The following is a 19,278-nucleotide window of genomic DNA, read 5'->3' as shown; positions in this document are numbered from 1 at the left end:
CTTCCATAATTTGTAAGCCTACAAAGTTAAAATTTGTATGTGAAACCGATTTTCGGTTCTGGTAAAATTACGATGTTCAACCGCAATTTCAATGGGTTGTTTTTAAAGTTAACAAATGGTAAGGGTTGATTTTCAATTTATAACAAAGAAGTGTAGAGAATTGCAATATCTTCTAATTACAAACCTAAATCGCTGCTAACTGATATAATTCCAAATGGTTTTGTTGGCCATCATTTTGGAAAAGGCATTCAAGATGGGCGCATTTTCCGCTTTTTCCAGTCTTGGGTCGTCTTTTAGCAATTGAATGGCGTGATAACGGGCCGTTTTCAAAATTTGATTGTCCTTAACGATGTCCGCTATTTTGAGGTTCAGCATACCGCTTTGTTGGGTGCCCATCAAATCTCCCGGGCCACGAAGCTTAAGGTCGACCTCGGCAATTTCGAAACCATCATTGGTGCGTACCATAGTCTGTAAACGGGTCTTGGAATCCTCGGAAAGTTTATGGCCCGTCATCAGAATACAAAAGCTCTGCTCTGCACCTCGGCCCACGCGACCGCGCAGCTGATGCAATTGCGATAGCCCGAAGCGCTCGGCACTCTCAATGATCATTACGGAGGCGTTGGGAACGTTCACGCCCACCTCGATGACCGTGGTGGCGATCATAATCTGTGTTTCGCCCTTAACAAAACGCTCCATCTCATAGTCTTTGTCAGCCGGCTTCATTTTGCCGTGTACAATCGATATCTGATACTCGGGTTGCGGAAAATCACGGACAATACTTTCATAACCATCCATCAAATCTTTGTAATCCAAGGCTTCGGATTCTTGAATCAGGGGATATACAATGTAGATTTGTCTCCCTTTTTTGATTTCATCTTTGATGAATCTGAATACTTTTAAACGGTTACTGTCAAAACGATGTACTGTTTTTATAGGTTTTCTTCCAGGCGGTAGCTCATCAATCACAGAGATGTCCAAATCGCCATAAAGGCTCATCGCCAAGGTTCTGGGAATGGGAGTAGCCGTCATCACCAAAATATGGGGGGGTGTCTGATTTTTATGCCATAGTTTTGACCGCTGCGCCACACCAAACCTGTGCTGTTCGTCCACAATGGCCAAACCAAGATTTTTGAACTGTACTTTGTCCTCCAAAACCGCGTGTGTGCCGACCAATATGTTCAAATTGCCATTTTCCAGTTGATTGTGGAGCAAGGTGCGCTCGGACTTTTTCGTGGACCCGGTCAACAGGGCAATCTTAACGTCCATAGGTTCCAGAAGCTCCTTGAGCCCATTGTAATGCTGGGTTGCCAAAATTTCTGTGGGAGCCATCAAACAGGTTTGGAAACCGTTGTCAATGGCCAAAAGCATACACATCAATGCTACAATCGTTTTCCCAGACCCCACATCGCCTTGCAGCAATCGGTTCATTTGGGCATTGCTTCCCAAATCGTTCCGAATTTCCTTGATCACCCTTTTTTGCGCCGTCGTAAGCTCAAAGGGCAGGTGGTTTTCAAAGAACTCGGTAAATTTTTCGCCCACAGCTTCAAAGGGCATCCCTTTTATTTTTTGCTTCCGCTGTAAATTCTGGGATATCAACCGCAACTGCACAAAAAACAACTCTTCAAACTTTAATCGAAACTGCGCCTTTGCCAACAATTCTTGATTCTTCGGAAAATGAATGTTGAAAAGAGCGGAGCTCTTGGAAATCAACTTTAATTCTTCCAAAATGGGGCGTGACAAGGATTCGGGAAACTTGCCTTGGCATTCCAGAAACAATTGTTGAATCATTTTTCCGATGACCCGATTGGTAATTCCCTTGTTGCTCAATTTTTCGGTGGATGGATAAATGGGCTGCATCACCATTTTTAACCCTTGTTGATGCTTTTGCAGAGTCTCCATTTCGGGATGGGGCATCGAGAAGGTACTTCCGTATTTGTTTACCCTTCCAAAAACCACGTAGGGCTCGTTCAGTTTTAAATTTTCCTTGATCCATTTGTGCCCTCGGAACCAAACCAGGTCCATTTGCCCCGTTTCATCCACAAAAGAGGCCACCAAACGTTTGCCCCGTTTTTGTTCCACCGTTTTTATATGGACAATTTTGCCAACCACTTGCACATCGGCACCGCTGGGCTGCAGTTGATTGATCTTATAATAACTCGTCTTGTCCAAATAGCGGTTAGGAAATAAGTGCAGCAGGTCCCGAAAGGTCTCAATGCCCAATTCGGCCTTTAGGACATCGGCCCGGTTGGGGCCAACTCCTTTGAGATATGCTATGGGAGTTTGCAGAAAATTGGGATTCATCGAACTAAAATATGTAATTTGGAAGGACTTTTGATAAGATGATGGTATGAAGCTGAGCCCCATATTTGTTTTTTTCCTATTCGTACAAATGTTGTCCGCCCAAACTCAGGATAAGGTGGATTTTGTCCACGCCAAAGTTTTGATTGAGCCAACACCCTCCGAAAACCGCATAAATGGTAGCGTGACCTATCAATTTGATGTAATTGAAGATGTAGGTTCCGTTTATCTTGATGCCGTTGATTTGGAATTTTCATCGGTTTTTTTGGATGATGCAAAGATAGATTTTGATTACAATGGCCGAAAAATCACCATCAATAAAAAGATGGAAAAGGGAGATACCCATACCTTGAAACTAAATTATGTGGCCAAACCAAAACAAACGGTATATTTTTTAGGATGGAATGATGCCGTCAGGAACAATGAGCAAGTTTGGACGCAGGGACAGGGGAAATATACCAGTCGCTGGTTGCCCAGTTTTGACGATATGACCGAAAAGGTCGAGTTTGACCTGGATATCATCTTAGAACAGGATTATACGGTAATTGCGAACGGCAAGTTGGTAAAAAAAAACACCTTGCCCGATGCCAAAGGGTATTTGTGGCAGTTTGATATGGAGAAACCGATGAGCAGCTACCTGGTAGGTTTTGCCATTGGGGACTTCAATAAAAAAACGGTTGAATCATCTTCTGAAATTCCGATTGAACTGTACTATGAACCCACGGATTTTACCAAAGTTGAGCCCACGTACCGATACAGCAAACATATTTTTGATTTTTTGGAAGAAGAAATTGGCGTGGCCTATCCTTGGCAGAATTATAAACAAGTTCCGGTTCAGGATTTTCTCTACGCTGGTATGGAAAACACTACCTGCACCATATTTTCCAATCAGTATGTGATAGATTCCACTGCCTTTGTGGACAAAAACTACGTGAATGTCAACGCGCACGAACTTGCCCACCAATGGTTTGGAAATTTGGTAACGGAGACCAGTAGCGAACACCATTGGTTGCACGAAGGTTTTGCCACATTTTACGCGTATCTGGCGGAAAAGGACATTTTTGGTGATGATCATCATTATTGGCATTTGTTGGAAACGGCCAATGCCCTTCATCGTTTTTCGGGGGATGATGGTGGGGAGGCGCTTCGCAATCCAAATGCAGGCAGTCTTACCTTTTACGAAAAAGGTGCTTGGGCCTTGGTAATGCTTCAGGATAGTGTAGGGGAGGATTCCTTTAAGGAAGGGGTTCGGAACTACCTAAAAAAACACGCATATAAAAATGTGACCATTCCCGATTTGATTGTAGAAATAGAACAAGCATCGAACTCAAATCTGGATGATTTTCAGGAATTATGGTTGCAAAACCCTGAATTTCCATATGAACAGGTCGTTGAATTTTTAAAAAAGAAAAATGCATCCATCAAAACCTATTTTGAGTTGAAAGATAAGGTAGCAGCCCAACCTGAAAACACGGAGATTATTTTACAACGAGCTTGGAAAAGATTAAAATCAAACCAACTCAAAGAAAACCTTGTTTTGGATTACGGCGATAAGCTTTCCACGGACTTTTTGGAAGCCATTATCAAAGCTGAAGATTTAAAAGTGAGGCAAGCCGTTATTTTGTCCCAAAACCAGATTCCCGCTGAGCTTCGAAGAACTGTGGAAGGACTTTTAAAGGATAAAAGCTACACTACGATCGAGGCCGCACTGTATCGATTATGGACCGATTTCCCAGAAAACAGAAGCAAATACCTCAATGAAACCGATGGCATCACAGGCTTCCCCAACAAGAATATTCGATTATTGTGGTTGACCTTGGCCTTGGTGACTCCCGAATATAATCCAGATTCAAGAGCTATCTATTTTGATGAATTGAGCGGGTATACAGGTGCGGAACATCATTTTGAGACCCGTCTGATTGCCTTTCAATACCTTAAAAATATTGGTGGCTTTACCGATATTGTGCTCAAAAACCTTGTGGAAGCTTGCAATCACCATGTTTGGCATTTCAAAAAGTCGGCCCGGACCATCTTGAGCGATTTTTTGCAATCTGAAGGTAACACGGCCCGTATTAAGGGACTTTACCCTTTGCTAAGTCAGGAAGAAAAGCAATATTTGGAGAAAACTTTAGGTGAATGAGGGCATTGGTCATTTCGGGGGGAGGTAGCAAGGGTGCCTTTGCGGGCGGCGTTGCCCAATTTTTGATTCAGGAAGCCAAGCACGATTACGATTTATTTGTCGGAACCTCCACGGGAAGTCTTTTGATATCACATTTGGCCCTGAACAAGTTGGACAAGATCAAGAATATCTATTCCAACGTGAATCAGGACAGCATCTTCAATAATTGCCCGTTCATCATCAAAAAAAGGCATGGGGTAGAGACCATTGCCATCAACCATTGGAACGTTATCAAAAACTTTATCAAGGGGAAAAAAACGTTTGGAGAAAGTGAGAACCTAAGAAAATTGATCCGCAATTCCATTACCGTTCAGGAGTTTAACAAGCTAAAAAAGAGCAAGACCGATGTGGTCGTCACGGTATCCAACCTTTCTTTGAACCAAGTGGAATATAAATCCATCAACGATTGCACGTATGACGAATTCTGCGATTGGATATGGATTTCATCCAACTACACGCCTTTTATGAGCTTGGTCAAAAAGAATGGCTGTGAATATGCCGATGGGGGATTAGGGACTTTAGTTCCCATTGAAGAAGCCTTGAACCGAGGTGCGACCGAAGTGGATGTGGTGGTGCTCCATACAGAGGTAAACCACTTGAACCGGATGTCGTCCAAAAACCCTTTTGACCTCATTACCACTATTTTTGGTTTTATGCTGGACCGTATCGAGAATCAGAACATCCGTATCGGCAAATTAGTGGCAAATCAGAAAAATGCCATCATCAATTTCTATTACACGCCAACGGTCCTCACCACAAACTCATTGGTCTTTAATAAGGAACGAATGACCTTGTGGTGGAAGCGCGGTTATTTGTATGCCAAAAACAAGAACGACGAAACAAGTCCCATTGAACCGGAAAAGCAGGAATGAATTACGACCAAAGATCGCTAACTTCCTTTTTTACGTAGGCCAAAGCTGCGTTGGACGGTGATTCTTTTTCCATGGTCTGGTTAAGGATGTCCTCACGGAGTTTATCCGGCGAATCTGTTGCGCTCATTCCAGCAGAACGTATAATTTGTATGGTAGTGTTCTTCGCCGTTTTTATGATGTTCCAGCAAGCATCCGACATATAAATTTGTTGGGACAAGTTGTGCTCGAACTCGGTTTCAATCTGTTTTATGAGCAAATTTTCATAGTCACCTTTGTTTTTGGTGGTGGGTGAAACGCGAACCACTAAGCTGTTAAGGGCAATGCGTTCCAAAAATAGCGCCATGCGCTCATAGGCTTGCAAACGAATGGGCAAAGTTTCCTTTTGCGAATCCTTGTGCAATAGGAATCTTCTGCGTCCATCTTCATTACGGGTATGCAATCTAAAAAAATAGAAGGCCACGGCACCGGTAACAACGGCAGGCATTAAATAGGCGAATAACTGAAGGATTTGATCTCCACTCATAAGGTAGTCTGGTTTTTTATTGATTTTACACTACCAAGAACGAACCAAAACCTCAAAAAGTATTTTGGACCAAAGGTTATTGTCCCGCCTTGGCGCTTTCCTTCGCCTTAGCGTAAAATCCTTTGTAATCGGGCTGCAGTCTAATATTGATGCCTTCTTTAAAATTACCGTCCTTTGCCGAAATAGCTATACTTTCCGCAGGAACCTCTAAACTGGATACCAGTTCGGAAGCCACAGAGGCTACTTGGCCATAAGTGGGGCCAAACTCGCCGGTAATGTTCAGGCCTTCGACTTCTGCCTTAAAATTTGGATTTGCCTTTATGATATTGGCAACCCCGGCCAACCACGTTTTTCCCTCTTCGGTCAAATCGGAGGAAGTATCCGAGCCAAAAAGTGTGTTCAAACTATTGCTGATGACCACTACGCCGGCTTCAACGCTAACCTTGGCATTCTCTCCCAAGGTCTGCTTTATTCGTGTTAAAGAAACGATCGCGCTGGAATCGTTCGCGGAGATCATGTCATTTATTCCACTAAGTTGTCTTTCCTTTCTGGCAAGAGCGGCCATTGCACGGTCCACGTTGTCGGAGTTTTGTTTGGATAGCTGGGAAAAGTTGCTCATGTTGCCCAGAAGTGTTGCATTTGCATCCCGCAGGGTTGCATTTTCGGATTTTAAGGCCTCGGCCTCGGCGCTGCTCGATGATATTTCTCGTTTTGCAACGGCCAATTCCTGTTCCACTTCGGATATCCTTGATTTTAGATTGTCAATTTCGGCAATCAAATCACTTTTTCTTTGCGAATAAACGCTTGTGGTTATAACAAGAAGCGCTATGACGAGTAGATTGTTTTTCATAGGTAGATAAAATTATTTGGGTCTAAGTTATAATGTTTTTAATTAAGTTGTTTTTTGCCCCCCCAGATGCTCGCAATCATAGAGCTCTTGCATGGAGGTGAAGGGTACTTGCTCCTTTTGGTACTTGTACACCCTTCTAATGTCGCTGCTAAGATAATCATCATCCACGTTCACCTGTATATCTTCCATATGAAATTGGCATGGATGTTCGTACCCCGCCGCATGGGTTATTTCCAAAAGCTCTTTTCTGAATGTTTTAAAATATTGGGCCAATCTATCGGATTTTAAAGGCACGTTGATTCCGCTTTGTCGCCATTTATTCTGCGTGGCCACGCCAGCGGGACACCTATTGGTGTGGCAAACCTGCGCCTGAATGCACCCAATGCTCATCATGGCCTCGCGGGCCACATTGATGCAATCTGCGCCCATGGCAAATGCCATCGCCGCCTTTCCGGGGAATCCTAATTTTCCACTGCCAATAAAAACGATTCTATCGGTAAGCCCGTGGTCCAAAAATATTTTGTAGACCGAGGAAAAGCCGTAGGTCCATGGAAGGGAAACATGGTCTGCAAAACTTGGTGGTGCGGCACCGGTTCCGCCTTCACCGCCATCAATGGTGATAAAATCCGGGCCTTTGCCCGTTTTTTTCATCAAATCGGCCAGTTGTTGCCATTGTTCAATTTTTCCAATGGCCCCCTTGATTCCAACGGGCAATCCGGTTTCCTCTGCAATGGATTCTATAAAATCCAAAAGCTCGGGAATAGTGGAGAATGCTTTGTGCGTAGGTGGGGAGATGACATCCTTTCCAACTTCAACACCTCGTATTTCTGCCAGCTCAGGTGTTATTTTGGAGCCCGGAAGCACACCGCCCTTTCCAGGTTTTGCCCCTTGTGACAGCTTGATTTCAATCGCTTTTACACAAGGGTTTTCATCCACCAAAACCTTTAATTTGTCCATGGAAAAGCCCCCATCTTTAGATCTAACTCCAAAATATCCCGTTCCAAAATGAAAAATTACATCACCGCCTTGTTTGTGATAGGGGGAAAGCCCACCTTCACCTGTATTGTGATAGGCCCCACACTTTTCCACGCCCCTGTTCAACGATTCGATCGCTGCAGCGGACAGCGAGCCGAAACTCATCGCGGATACATTGATGATGGAAGCAGGGCGATATGGTTTTCTACGTTTGTTATGGGCACCCATTACTTTTGCGCAGGGCAAAAAATAGGGATGTGCAATATTTGGATGGTTTTCGGGTACTTGGTACCCAATCATCGCATTTTTTATGAAGATATGCTGATGTTTGTAGATGTCCCTATCAGTTCCAAAACCTTCGTAGTTATTTTCTTTCTTGGCGGAAGCATATATCCAGCTTCGCTCAATTCTATTAAAAGGAAGTTCTTCCCGATTGTTGGCGACAAAATATTGCCGCATTTCGGGCCCTATACTTTCCAACCAATACCGCAGGTGACCCACAATGGGGTAATTATGACTTATGGTATGGGCTTTTTGGAAAAATATGTCGCGTATGGCGACCAATAAGAGGAAAAACAAAATCCAGGTCCACCAAGGGATGTCTCCTAAAAAATCAAAGAATGCTTCCATGTATTCTATTTGAAGTAGCAGTTGCAAATATCAAGCCCCAATATCCAAATTCCAAATACTGGAGGATGTTGGGGCTTAAAATTATATTTTATCATAGCGTCGGTTCGAGTTTTTCCTTTGGAAAACTACCTGCCGGCAGGTCGAGAACTGTATTTATTCTTTAGAATTTTTGATTCTCGATACAATTTTTCTTCGATGTTCTTGAAAAATCACTCGAATTGACAGCTTTGAAAACACCTATTTGCTTCTGTCCAAATAATCCAAAGCAATTTCCGTCATTGCTTTTACGCCAAGCTGTAATCCGCTATCATCAATTTTAAAGTCGGGGGTGTGGTGCGGAAAATGTTCATCAGGACCTGCATTCGGGTCTTTTCCCCCTAAAATGTAAAAGAACCCTGGAATTTTTTCTTGGTAGAACGAGAAATCCTCCGCTCCCGTAATGGCCTTGATCAAGTGTACATTTTCTGCCCCTGCCACTTCTTGCAGACTCGATAATGAAGTAGCTGTCAAATCTACATCGTTGAATGTGATCGGTACCCCTTTGTCAATTTCTACGGTGGCTTCGGCACGGTATGCCTTGGCAATGGTAGAGGCCATCTCCTTCATTCTTTCGTTCACTTGTTTTTGCATATCGTAATCCAAGGTTCGGATGGTTCCAATGAGCTCTGCACTTTCTGGAATGATGTTGTTCCGGACCCCGCCACTTATTTTTCCAACTGTGATTACGGCAGCTTCCTTGGTCAGTTCCAATTCACGGCTGATGATGGACTGGAACCCATCCACAATCTTGGAGGCCACAAAAATCGGGTCGATACCGCCCCATGGCTGGGAACCGTGGGATTGCTTTCCTTTGATTTTTACCACAAATCGTTGTGCTGCTGCCAAGGCACCGCCTGGTTTGTAGGCAATGTGTCCAACAGGAAGGTAGGAACCTATGTGAAGGCCATAGATGGCATCCACTTTAGGGTTTTCGAGCACGCCCTCTTTCACCATAAGTTCTGCGCCACCTTCTTCGCCAGGGGGCGCGCCCTCTTCAGCAGGTTGAAAGATAAATTTGATGGTTCCGTGGATCTTATCCTTGTTTTTCGACAAAACCTCAGCGGTTCCCATCATAATGGCGACATGGGTGTCGTGTCCGCAGGCATGCATTACACCTACTTCTTGACCCAGATACTCGGATGTAACCTCGGATTTGTAGGGAAGGTCGTTCCGTTCCGTAACAGGGAGCGCATCAATATCTGCTCTAAGGGCAACGACTTTTCCGGGGTGGTCTCCTTTCAAAAGTCCGACCACACCTGTATGGGCAACCCCGGTCTGCACATCGATTCCTAACGATTTGAGGTGTTTTGCGATTTTTTCGGCAGTTTTAAACTCTCGGTTGCTAAGCTCCGGATGTTGGTGTATATCACGGCGCCATTCGATCACTTTGGATTCAACGGCAGCGATATCTTTTTCCAGCCCGTGATCTTGGGCGTACATGGACAAACTTGCGGTGCAAAGTGCAAGTGCTAAAATGTGCTTCATAATATAATTGTGTTGAGTTAGTTTATAATTTAATGGGGCGATATCCTTGGTTTTGCAATTGGATGTTGGCCGTCATGGCAGAGAGCGCAATCTTGACCCCGGGAATCAAATCTTCCTTTGGAAAATCCCTTGTTTTGGAAGATTGCCCACACATGATGATTTCCACATCCGCGTTCAACAAACTCTCAATAAGTTCTCGATTTGGATTCTCTACCTTATATCTTGCTTTATATGCATCGTCGGACAATAAATTCCTTGCTGCGGTGCCATGTACCACCAATGCCGCCTTTAATTGTGAGACGGGTATTCCGCTTTGGGCATGCATGTTCAAAAAACGGGCAACGGTATTAATGTTCCTGTTGACCTCTGTATCCGATTCCGGGCCATCCTTTACATCAAAAACTGCTTTAAATTCTTGTGATTGGTCCGTTGCAAAATCCGGATTGTCAATTTCCCAAACGGCACCAAAGTCCTCAATGATCGGGCCTGTTTTGGTATTTTGTGAAAACCCGGAATAAACAAGAATAATTAAAAGGAATTGAGGTAAACGTTGAAAATTCATCAGTTATTTGAGTTGAGTGGTTAAATATATTTAAAAATAAGTCCAAAACCGAAATCAATGTTTATAAATATTGAAAGCTAGATTTTAGCAAAAGATCATTATTGGCTAATTTCACACCTACTTTTAAAAGTTTCTGGCCCTTGAGTAATTTTATAGATGAATTGAATGATGCGCAGCGCGCTCCCGTGCTGCACAAGGATGGACCTCTAATGGTAATTGCCGGTGCCGGCTCCGGAAAGACCCGTGTGCTTACCTACAGAATCGCCCATTTGATGGAGCAAGGGGTGGATTCCTTTAATATTTTGGCCCTGACCTTTACCAACAAGGCAGCGCGTGAAATGAAGAAGCGTATTGCGACCATCGTGGGGAATTCCGAGGCCAAGAACCTGTGGATGGGCACGTTCCACTCCGTTTTCGCCAAATTGCTGCGTTTTGATGGTGACAAACTGGGCTATCCGAGCAACTTTACCATTTACGATACCCAAGATTCCCAACGGTTGATCGCTGCCATTATCAAGGAAATGGGCCTCGATAAAGATGTGTACAAGTACAAGCAGGTCCAGAACCGAATCTCCTCTTATAAAAACAGTTTGATCACCGTAAAGGCCTATTTCCAGAATCCTGAATTGATGGAGGCCGACGCCATGGCGAAACGCCCCAGATTGGGGGAGATCTATCAGAATTATGTGGACCGATGCTTTAAGGCGGGTGCCATGGATTTTGATGACCTTTTGTTGCGCACCAACGAACTGTTGACCCGTTTTCCGGAGGTATTGATGAAATACCAAGATCGTTTCCGATATATTTTGGTGGATGAGTACCAGGATACCAACCACTCCCAGTACCTGATTGTAAAAGCTTTGTCCGATCGTTATCAAAACATTTGCGTGGTTGGGGACGATGCCCAGAGTATTTATTCCTTTAGGGGGGCCAACATTAACAACATCCTCAACTTTCAAAAGGATTACGACGATGTGGCGATGTACCGTTTGGAACAGAATTACCGTTCCACCAAAAATATAGTGAGTGCGGCCAATTCCATCATTGCCAACAATAAAAACCAGTTGGAGAAGAACGTTTGGACTTCCAATGATGATGGAGGATTGATAAAAATACACCGCAGTGTAACGGATGCCGAAGAAGGACGCTACGTGGCGGGCTCCATTTTTGAGAACAAGATGCAAAACCAGATGCAGAACGGGGAATTTGCGGTGTTGTACCGTACCAATTCACAATCCCGTGCCATAGAGGATGCATTGCGCAAACGGGATATTCCATACCGGATTTATGGTGGATTATCTTTTTATCAACGTAAGGAGATAAAGGATGTACTTGCTTATTTACGATTGATTGTCAATCCAAAAGATGAGGAAGCGCTAAAACGTGTCATTAACTTTCCAACAAGGGGGATAGGGCAGACCACTATTGATAAACTGGTGGTTGCGGCGAACCATTACGGGAGGTCCATTTACGAGGTGATGGACAATCTGGACAGGTTGAACCTGAACATCAATGCAGGTACAAAGCGCAAGTTGGCCGATTTTGTTACCATGATCAAAAGTTTTCAGATCATGAACGAAGGTTCGGATGCCTTTACGCTGTCCGAACATGTGGCCAAAAAAACAGGGTTGTTGTTAGAGTTCAAAAAAGATGGTACTCCCGAGGGGATTGCCAAGATGGAGAACATCGAAGAGCTTCTCAATGGTATCAAGGACTTTGTGGAGGGCCAGAAAGAAATTGCCGATGCGACCGGAAGTTTGACAGAATTTCTCGAGGATGTGGCCCTCGCCACCGATATGGACAAGGATATCGAGGATGATGATAGAGTGGCTTTAATGACCATTCACTTGGCAAAAGGTTTGGAGTTCCCCTATGTTTACATTGTTGGGATGGAAGAGGATTTGTTCCCATCTGCCATGAGCATGAACACCCGAAGCGAACTCGAAGAAGAGCGACGACTGTTCTACGTTGCCCTTACCCGAGCCGAAAAACAGGCCTTTTTGACCTATACCCAAAACAGGTACCGCTGGGGTAAATTGATCGATGCGGAGCCCAGTCGTTTTTTGGAGGAAATTGAGGAGCGGTATGTGGAGAACCTGACCCCTGTCAATGATGGCTATCGGTATAAATCCACGATCGATAAAAATATTTTTGGCGAGGTGGACAAGAGCAAACTACGCCAGGTAAAACCACAGAATGGTACGCCACCAAGTGTACAAAAGCCCAACGAAAACCAATTACGCAAGTTGCGCAAACTAAAGCCGGAGATATCGTCTCCCGCGCAGCCGATGGATTTGGACCCTGGTTTGGTAACGGGAGCGCGCGTTAACCACACTCGTTTTGGAAGGGGAAAAATCTTAAATATTGAGGGAGCCGGCAATGATAGGAAGGCTGAAATCCATTTTGATCAAGGTGGGATCAAGAAATTATTGCTCCGTTTTGCCAAACTTGAGGTTTTGGACAATGCCTAATACAAATTTTCGCTTTCTGATAATTAAGTCGTTACAGGTTTAGGGATTTTTCAAATAATTTTTGGGAGTCGGTTCGAGTGGTTAAAATTGATTAAATTCAGAGCTATTATTCTGAATTTAACGACCAAACCAACCAACCTCCCCCTATGAAGAATCATTTTTTTAGACCTGTATTTTTAGCGGTTGCCATTCTTGTTGTCACACTTTTTGGAGTGGCCGGTTATCACTACGCAATTGGATACCCTGCCTGGGTAACTATGTTGGCCGGAATACTGATAGGTTTTGTTCTCATCGTTCTATTAAAATTTCTGCTCACTTGGCTGGCACCGTTGGTCAAACAAATACCCTTGACCCTTGTAACCTCGGTTTTGGGCGGATTTTTGGCCCTTTACATTATGCGCATGTACGCCTTTAGGTGGCCATCCATTCTGTTTTATGGTCTTGCTTTGTTCGGATTTATCTGCCTCGTATTTATTGTTTTGGGTGTCCGGCAAATCATCAAAAAGAAAAATACGGGAACTGGAAGCATACTTGTAGTTCTTGGTATTGTGCTGATAGCTTTAGGGTTTTACGGATTCAATGCCCTAAATGGGGACCCGTATTTGGAAGAGCTATCACCCGAAGAAGGTATATCCGTAACTACGCTGAGCGAATTGGGGGTTGATGACCCTTCTGAAAAAGGCAATTTTGAGGTCGAGGTTTTTACCTACGGCAGTGGAACGGATGAAAAAAGACCTGAATATGCCGAAGGTATCAAGATAAAGACACCAACTGTTGATGCTTCCTTGTTGTTGCCGGAATGGAAAGGGAAAAAGAAAAAGTGGCGCGAAAAATATTGGGGCTTTGGAGTGGACAGTTTTCCGTTGAATGCCCGTGTGTACATGCCCAAGGGCGAAGGACCTTTCCCAATGGTGATGATGGTGCATGGCAACCACAGCATGCTCGATTATTCCGATGGTGGCTACGCCTATCTTGGAGAGCTTTTGGCCAGTAGGGGAATCATAGGGGTCTCAGTGGATGAGAATTTTATCAACGGTCATTGGTCGGGCGACTTTATGGGCAAGGAAATGCCCGTTCGTGGCTGGTTGTTGCTCAAACATTTGGAACAATGGAACCAATGGAACCAAGACAGTAATTCCGAATTGGCCGGTAAGGTGGATATGGACAATATTGTTCTTGTAGGTCATTCCAGGGGAGGAGAGGCCGTGTCCATAGCCGCAGCGTTCAACAAACTGGATAGATTTCCCGATAACGGTAACGAAAAGTTTGATTTTGGTTATGGCATCAAAGGGATAATCACCATTGCACCAACAGATTATCGCTATGATCGGGAAATCAGCCTAAAGGATATCAATTATTTGAGTATTCAAGGAGCTTATGATTCGGATGAGACCAGTTTCTGGGGGATGCGTCCTTTCCATCGTTTACAATTTTCAGATGATTTTGACGGATTTAAAGCTGGTCTGTATATGAACCATGCAAACCATGGTCAGTTTAACTCCACTTGGGGACGTTCGGATTTTGGTGCTCCTATGAAATGGTTGCTCAACCTTGAGCCTTTGGTTTCGGGTGAAGAACAACGGAAGGTCGCCGAGGTTTATGTAAGCGGTTTTGCAGAAGCGGTGTTAAATGGGAACGAAAGGTACCGGCCCATGTTCAAAAATGTGGATTTGGTGAGCAATTGGCTGCCAAAGGAAGATTACAGGAGCCAATACAGTGATGCAAATAAGCAGGTACTTGTAGATTTTGAGGGCGATTTGGATGTGACCCGTGCATGTAAAGGAGTGCAATTGTCCGCAAAGAACTTTAAAGTTTGGCGTGAAATGGAATTGGAATCCCGAGATGGGGGAAGCCAACAGAACAACGCCCTTGTACTTGGATGGAGCTATGGCCCGGACGTTGATAATGATTCCTTGCCCACGTATACAATTAATTTACCGGACACGTTGCAGCATTTTGGGACCGCTGATACTTTGGCAATTTCAATGGCTATGGGGGACATCGCTGAATTAGAAATCGGGGATGAAGACAAAAAGACGAAGGAAAAAAAGACGGAAGACCCAAAAGTGGGATTCAATTTTAGTATTGTACTGAAAGACAGTTTAGGAAACTCGGCAGGAGTAGCGTTGGCCGATCACAATAGGTTGCCCGGTACCATAAGGACCAAGTTTACCAAGTTCAAGTTTTTGGACAAGGATATGATCGGGAACAATTCCGAAATTCAGTTAAAGAGTTGTTATGTGTCCATTTCGTCTTTCTTAAAAATGAACGACAGTCTTGATTTATCAAAACTTAAGCATATTGCCCTGGTTTTTGACGAAGATACCTTGGGGGTTGTTATTTTGGATGATATAGGCTTTTACAGGCAAAGCGGTGTTGATGATTAAATGGTATTCATTCATCAAAAGTAATAAGGCTCTTTTTGTTGTACGACAACTCTTGTAACGGTATTTGGGCTTCTTCAATGTAACCGTTGGTGATTTTATAGATTTTCTGGGTCACTTTCGAAGTGTTCTCAGCAGTGTTTCCACCAAGGATATAATACATTTGGTGATTTAGCTCGGTCTGCGAAATTTCACGGTACAGCATTGGTGTGCCATATAAAGAGGACACCCTTACTTTTTCGTTTGTTTTATATAGCGCAATGTTTTTGATTTGGTTGCCCAAACAGTCCATTTTGGTTTCCCAAGAGAAAATTGCGAATTGTTCGTCTTCTGAGACAACTAAGTCAATTCGGTGCTGGTTTTTGTTAAAAGTATCCACCAAATTATCAAACTTTTTGCTGGTCCGTATATTTTCTATCAATCCCCTTATCTTTTCATTAATGATCACAATACCATCAATGTTTTTGCACCCCGTAACCTCCAATTTTTCCAATTGTCCCAAAAGGACGTCCAATTGGGCCAAGGTTTCTTTTGTGTCCAGCTGATTTTGTTCTGACTTGTTTTGCGAATCACAACCTATAAAAAATATCAAAAGAAGAGAGGTCAAGATCAACGGAGCATATGTTTTTAATTTCATAGCGGTATAATTTTGATTTAAAGTTGCAGTATTATTATCAATCTTTAGGGGTATAATTTATGTAACCCCCATTTGAATTGACGAATGCCCCTTTTCACTTTATATATAGATTCTGAAAAGATCTTGGGTTGGGTGCTTTATCATATATTTAACAGGGATTGAATCCTTTTCTAGCAAGGTGTATTTAATATTATCTTTGTAGTCAACCCCTTATGTTGATCCCAATATTTTGATAAGATGGCAGAGTTTATAAAACTTTATGAAGAAAACCCGAACCCCAAACAGGTACAACAAGTTGTGGATGTGCTGAAAAGGGGCGGACTTGTAATTTATCCTACCGATACGGTTTACGGATTAGGTTGCGATATTACCAATTCAAAGGCATTGCAGCGCATTGCAAGAATAAAAGGGGTAAAGTTGGAAAAGGCCAATTGGTCCTTTATTTGTGCCGACCTGAGCAATTTATCCGATTATGTTCGCCAAATAGACAGCCCTACGTTCAAGATTCTTAAGAGGACTTTGCCGGGCCCGTATACTTTTATTCTACCGGGAAACAACAATCTACCGAAGGATTTTAAGAAAAAGAAGACCGTAGGTATTCGTGTGCCCGATAATTCAATTGCACGAGCCTTGGTGGCCGGATTGGGACATCCCATTGTTTCTACATCTATTCGTGATGATGACGATATTTTGGAATATACCACAGATCCCGAGCTAATTTATGAAAAGTGGCAAAATCTTGTGGATGTTGTGATTGATGGGGGCTACGGGGACAATGTTGCTTCCACTGTCATAGATCTATCCGGTGATGAACCGGAAGTTATCCGTGAGGGCAAAGGAAGCCTTGATATTTATTGACAAAAAAAAGCGGCCAAATATTTGGCCGCTTTCCTTTTTTATAAGCTTGAGCTTATTTTTTATTTGCCGGAACCTCCGATAGCAGGGTCCTTCATTCCTTCTTCGATCATGCTATAGAACTGATCGATTTTTGGAAGTACAACAATTCTTGTTCTTCTGTTTTTGGCTCTGTTTGCAGAAGTATCGTTGCCAACCAATGGTACGTAGTAGCTACGTCCGGCAGCAGTCATTCTTGCAGGGTCTACACCAAAATCATCTTGTAGTATCCTAACAACGGATGTTGCTCTTTTGGCACTCAAATCCCAGTTGTCAAGTAGAACACCGCTTCTGTAAGGTACATTATCAGTGTGTCCTTCTACCATAAATTCAAAATCAGGTTTGTTGTTTACCACTTTGGCTACTTTTCCAAGTACTTCTTTTGCAGCATTGGTTACGTTGTAGCTTCCGCTTCTAAACAATAGTTTGTCGGAGATGGATACGAATACCACACCTTTTTCAACACTGATTTCGATGTCTTCATCGTCCAAGTTGCCCAATACACCTTTTAAGCTCTGTACCAAAGAAAGGTTTACAGAATCCCTGCGTGTAACGGCATCTTGCAGTTTTCTAATGGTAAGGTCTTTTTCTTTTAAGCTTTCCAAAGATTTTTCAAGGTTTTCTGCACCTTTGGTTGTAAGCGTGGTCAAGTTGCCCATATTGTTTATGAGCTCTTGGTTGTTCGCTTTAAGGAATGCATTTTGATCTTCGAGAGTTTTCAACCTAGAGTCTGCGGTTGCTTTTTCTTCCAAGCAATCGTTCAATTTAACGGTTGCAGAGTTCAATAGGTCTTGTGCTTCTTTGTGCTTGGCCTCCAGTTCGGCATATTTCTTTTGCGATACGCAAGAGGATAATAGGACTGTCATCGCCAATGTTCCTAGAAAAATTTTTTTCATAGTTCAGAGTATAATTTAAGGATTGTTAGATATATCAAATGTTAAAAAACTAAACCAAAATTAGAGAAAAAGCCAAGTTCCCATATTTCGGTATCGTTAATCTTTTACTAAAATGTTAAAATTCTCTACTTGATGTACGAAGTAGGACCACACTATGGATGTCGTGATGTAATATTTTAATATAAAATTAGCTTTTTCCCGCTTTTTATACATTTTTATAAAGTTAGCATAAAAACTGAGATGGGCCCTTAATATGGCAAAGCAATGGTCGAACTTGAACTGGGCAACAAAGCGTAGGGCGGCCACTGCATCCAAGAGCAATCTTGCGAATACCAAGGGCAACGCTTTTTTGCTGGGAAGGTTCTTGGTGATGGAGTACAGGGAATTTCTAAAATTCAGGAATGTTTTTTTGGGGTTCATGTTGGATAACGTACTGCCCCCTAAATGGTAAACGCTGCTGTGGCCCACATAATAAATTTTGTGACCTGCATTTTTGGCGCGCCAACAAAGATCTATTTCTTCTTGATGGGCAAAATAATCTTCATCAAAGCCTTCCAGTTGATGAAATACATCACTTTTAACGAACATACATGCTCCCGTGGCCCAGAACACTTCCTGAATATCGTTGTACTGCCCCTCGTCCTTTTCTATGGTCTGGAAAATACGTCCCCTGCAAAACGGGTACCCGAACATATCAATGAACCCGCCTGCCGCACCGGCATATTCAAAATGATCTTTTTGCGTGAGGTCCAAAATTTTGGGTTGGATGATGGAAGCTTCAGGAATAGACTTAAAAGCATCCTTGATGGGTTCCAGCCAATTGGGAGTTACTTCCACATCGGAATTCAGTAAACAGAATACATCGGCTTCAATATGCTTAAGGCCATCGTTATAACCTTTGGCAAAACCACCGTTGCTACTATTCTGAACGATTCCGACCGTTGGGTAGTTCTGTTTTAGAAAATCCACCGATCCGTCGGTGCTGTTATTGTCCACCACATAAATCTCCGCTCCATGGGAGTATTCCGTAATCGAAGGCAGGAACCTTTCGAGCAAGGCTTCCCCATTCCAGTTGAGTATGACTACGGCGATTTTCAAAACGGAGGCAAATTAACGGCTAAAATCAGGAATATCCTTCAAAAACGTGTACTTTTCATTTTCGTGGTCCATTTTGCAATAATAATGGTCCATGCCATTGGTCACCATCAAGTGTTTGGCCTCTAGTTTATAATTGTACCGTGCAATTTGGTCAAAGGTATCTTGGGTAACCTTCACATCGGGCGATTTGCACTCGATCAATAGGTTAATGGTGCCATCAGGATCAAATACCACAACATCATACCTTTTTTTCAAATCGTTCACCACCAGTTGCTTTTCCACATTGATAAGGCTCTTTGGGTAATTTTTTGTGAACACCAAATACCGGAGTACGTGTTGCCGTACCCATTCCTCTGGTTGAAGTATCACAAATTTTTTACGTATCCCGTCAAAAATGTACTGTCTATTTTGGCTATTTTTGACCCTAAACGAATACGGGGGAAAGTTCAAATCTTGCATTGGACAAAACTGGTGAATTATTTTGA

General features: G+C 43.1%; 15 protein-coding genes. 5 read left to right on the top strand and 10 right to left on the bottom strand.

Annotated features, from left to right (window positions below; translation table 11 throughout):
• Positions 1–195: 195 nt before the first annotated feature.
• Complete coding sequence (recG, locus tag GVT53_RS08120) at positions 196–2,301, bottom strand: ATP-dependent DNA helicase RecG (RefSeq protein WP_166248180.1); 2,106 nt, start codon at positions 2,299–2,301, stop codon at positions 196–198.
• Between the two features lie 46 nt (positions 2,302–2,347).
• Between recG and GVT53_RS08115 the strand changes: the two genes are divergently transcribed.
• Positions 2,348–4,438, top strand: coding sequence for a M1 family metallopeptidase (locus tag GVT53_RS08115; RefSeq protein WP_166248179.1), 2,091 nt, complete (start codon positions 2,348–2,350; stop codon positions 4,436–4,438).
• Positions 4,435–5,349, top strand: coding sequence for a patatin-like phospholipase family protein (locus GVT53_RS08110; RefSeq protein ID WP_166248178.1), 915 nt, complete (start codon positions 4,435–4,437; stop codon positions 5,347–5,349). The genes GVT53_RS08115 and GVT53_RS08110 overlap by 4 nt, the downstream gene beginning before the upstream one ends.
• A gap of 1 nt (position 5,350) precedes the next feature.
• Here the strand turns inward: GVT53_RS08110 and GVT53_RS08105 are convergent, their stop codons facing one another.
• The 5 genes from GVT53_RS08105 to GVT53_RS08085 all read right to left on the bottom strand — a co-directional run bounded on the left by GVT53_RS08105 (position 5,351) and on the right by GVT53_RS08085 (position 10,413).
• Positions 5,351–5,872: a DUF7935 family protein gene (locus GVT53_RS08105; RefSeq protein WP_166248177.1), complete on the bottom strand. Its 522-nt coding sequence runs from the start codon at positions 5,870–5,872 to the stop codon at positions 5,351–5,353.
• 76 nt (positions 5,873–5,948) lie between these two features.
• Positions 5,949–6,722 carry a coiled-coil domain-containing protein gene (locus tag GVT53_RS08100; RefSeq protein WP_166248176.1) on the bottom strand — a complete coding sequence of 258 codons (774 nt, stop codon included), beginning with the start codon at positions 6,720–6,722 and terminating at the stop codon, positions 5,949–5,951.
• Between the two features lie 42 nt (positions 6,723–6,764).
• Complete coding sequence (locus tag GVT53_RS08095; RefSeq protein ID WP_166248175.1) at positions 6,765–8,327, bottom strand: FMN-binding glutamate synthase family protein; 1,563 nt, start codon at positions 8,325–8,327, stop codon at positions 6,765–6,767.
• A 237-nt stretch (positions 8,328–8,564) separates the two neighbouring features.
• The gene (locus tag GVT53_RS08090; RefSeq protein WP_166248174.1) at positions 8,565–9,851 is read right to left on the bottom strand and encodes an amidohydrolase; all 1,287 of its coding nucleotides are present in this window, start codon (positions 9,849–9,851) and stop codon (positions 8,565–8,567) included.
• Positions 9,852–9,873: 22 nt separating this feature from the next.
• Positions 9,874–10,413: a DsrE family protein gene (locus GVT53_RS08085; protein WP_166248173.1), complete on the bottom strand. Its 540-nt coding sequence runs from the start codon at positions 10,411–10,413 to the stop codon at positions 9,874–9,876.
• A 140-nt stretch (positions 10,414–10,553) separates the two neighbouring features.
• Between GVT53_RS08085 and GVT53_RS08080 the strand changes: the two genes are divergently transcribed.
• Both GVT53_RS08080 and GVT53_RS08075 read left to right on the top strand, forming a co-directional pair.
• Positions 10,554–12,884 (top strand): ATP-dependent helicase, encoded by a 2,331-nt coding sequence (locus GVT53_RS08080; protein WP_166248172.1) that lies wholly within the window; start codon positions 10,554–10,556, stop codon positions 12,882–12,884.
• Between the two features lie 146 nt (positions 12,885–13,030).
• A complete protein-coding gene (locus GVT53_RS08075; protein WP_166248171.1) occupies positions 13,031–15,271 on the top strand; it encodes a hypothetical protein in 2,241 nt (746 codons plus the stop codon).
• A 7-nt stretch (positions 15,272–15,278) separates the two neighbouring features.
• On the opposite strand, the gene GVT53_RS08070 is transcribed toward GVT53_RS08075, so the two are convergent.
• Positions 15,279–15,905, bottom strand: coding sequence for a hypothetical protein (locus GVT53_RS08070; RefSeq protein ID WP_166248170.1), 627 nt, complete (start codon positions 15,903–15,905; stop codon positions 15,279–15,281).
• Between the two features lie 237 nt (positions 15,906–16,142).
• On the opposite strand from GVT53_RS08070, the gene GVT53_RS08065 reads away from it, so the two are divergent.
• Positions 16,143–16,763: an L-threonylcarbamoyladenylate synthase gene (locus tag GVT53_RS08065; RefSeq protein ID WP_166248169.1), complete on the top strand. Its 621-nt coding sequence runs from the start codon at positions 16,143–16,145 to the stop codon at positions 16,761–16,763.
• Positions 16,764–16,822: 59 nt separating this feature from the next.
• Here GVT53_RS08065 and GVT53_RS08060 read toward each other — a convergent pair whose 3' ends face one another.
• From GVT53_RS08060 to GVT53_RS08050, 3 genes are all read right to left on the bottom strand, one after another.
• Positions 16,823–17,695, bottom strand: coding sequence for an OmpA family protein (locus GVT53_RS08060; protein ID WP_166248168.1), 873 nt, complete (start codon positions 17,693–17,695; stop codon positions 16,823–16,825).
• A gap of 96 nt (positions 17,696–17,791) precedes the next feature.
• A complete protein-coding gene (locus GVT53_RS08055; RefSeq protein ID WP_166248167.1) occupies positions 17,792–18,793 on the bottom strand; it encodes a glycosyltransferase family 2 protein in 1,002 nt (333 codons plus the stop codon).
• A 12-nt stretch (positions 18,794–18,805) separates the two neighbouring features.
• Entirely contained in the window at positions 18,806–19,252 is a 447-nt protein-coding gene (locus tag GVT53_RS08050; RefSeq protein WP_166248166.1) for a type I restriction enzyme HsdR N-terminal domain-containing protein, read from the bottom strand.
• Between the last annotated feature and the right edge of the window lie 26 nt (positions 19,253–19,278).

The organism is Flagellimonas oceani, from assembly GCF_011068285.1.
Classification (GTDB): domain Bacteria; phylum Bacteroidota; class Bacteroidia; order Flavobacteriales; family Flavobacteriaceae; genus Flagellimonas; species Flagellimonas oceani.
Note: the sequence above shows the minus strand (reverse complement) of the source record. Positions and strands in the feature narration are given on the sequence as shown.

What these genes read in the sequence shown, in the direction of transcription:
- GVT53_RS08085 (WP_166248173.1), bottom strand. Translation starts at nt 10,413, where the DNA reads ATGAATTTTCAACGTTTACCTCAATTCCTTTTAATTATTCTTGTTTAT.
- GVT53_RS08115 (WP_166248179.1), top strand. Translation starts at nt 2,348, where the DNA reads ATGAAGCTGAGCCCCATATTTGTTTTTTTCCTATTCGTACAAATGTTG.
- GVT53_RS08070 (WP_166248170.1), bottom strand. Translation starts at nt 15,905, where the DNA reads ATGAAATTAAAAACATATGCTCCGTTGATCTTGACCTCTCTTCTTTTG.
- GVT53_RS08100 (WP_166248176.1), bottom strand. Translation starts at nt 6,722, where the DNA reads ATGAAAAACAATCTACTCGTCATAGCGCTTCTTGTTATAACCACAAGC.
- GVT53_RS08050 (WP_166248166.1), bottom strand. Translation starts at nt 19,252, where the DNA reads ATGCAAGATTTGAACTTTCCCCCGTATTCGTTTAGGGTCAAAAATAGC.
- GVT53_RS08105 (WP_166248177.1), bottom strand. Translation starts at nt 5,872, where the DNA reads ATGAGTGGAGATCAAATCCTTCAGTTATTCGCCTATTTAATGCCTGCC.
- GVT53_RS08095 (WP_166248175.1), bottom strand. Translation starts at nt 8,327, where the DNA reads ATGGAAGCATTCTTTGATTTTTTAGGAGACATCCCTTGGTGGACCTGG.
- GVT53_RS08110 (WP_166248178.1), top strand. Translation starts at nt 4,435, where the DNA reads ATGAGGGCATTGGTCATTTCGGGGGGAGGTAGCAAGGGTGCCTTTGCG.
- GVT53_RS08075 (WP_166248171.1), top strand. Translation starts at nt 13,031, where the DNA reads ATGAAGAATCATTTTTTTAGACCTGTATTTTTAGCGGTTGCCATTCTT.
- GVT53_RS08065 (WP_166248169.1), top strand. Translation starts at nt 16,143, where the DNA reads ATGGCAGAGTTTATAAAACTTTATGAAGAAAACCCGAACCCCAAACAG.
- GVT53_RS08060 (WP_166248168.1), bottom strand. Translation starts at nt 17,695, where the DNA reads ATGAAAAAAATTTTTCTAGGAACATTGGCGATGACAGTCCTATTATCC.
- GVT53_RS08090 (WP_166248174.1), bottom strand. Translation starts at nt 9,851, where the DNA reads ATGAAGCACATTTTAGCACTTGCACTTTGCACCGCAAGTTTGTCCATG.
- recG (WP_166248180.1), bottom strand. Translation starts at nt 2,301, where the DNA reads ATGAATCCCAATTTTCTGCAAACTCCCATAGCATATCTCAAAGGAGTT.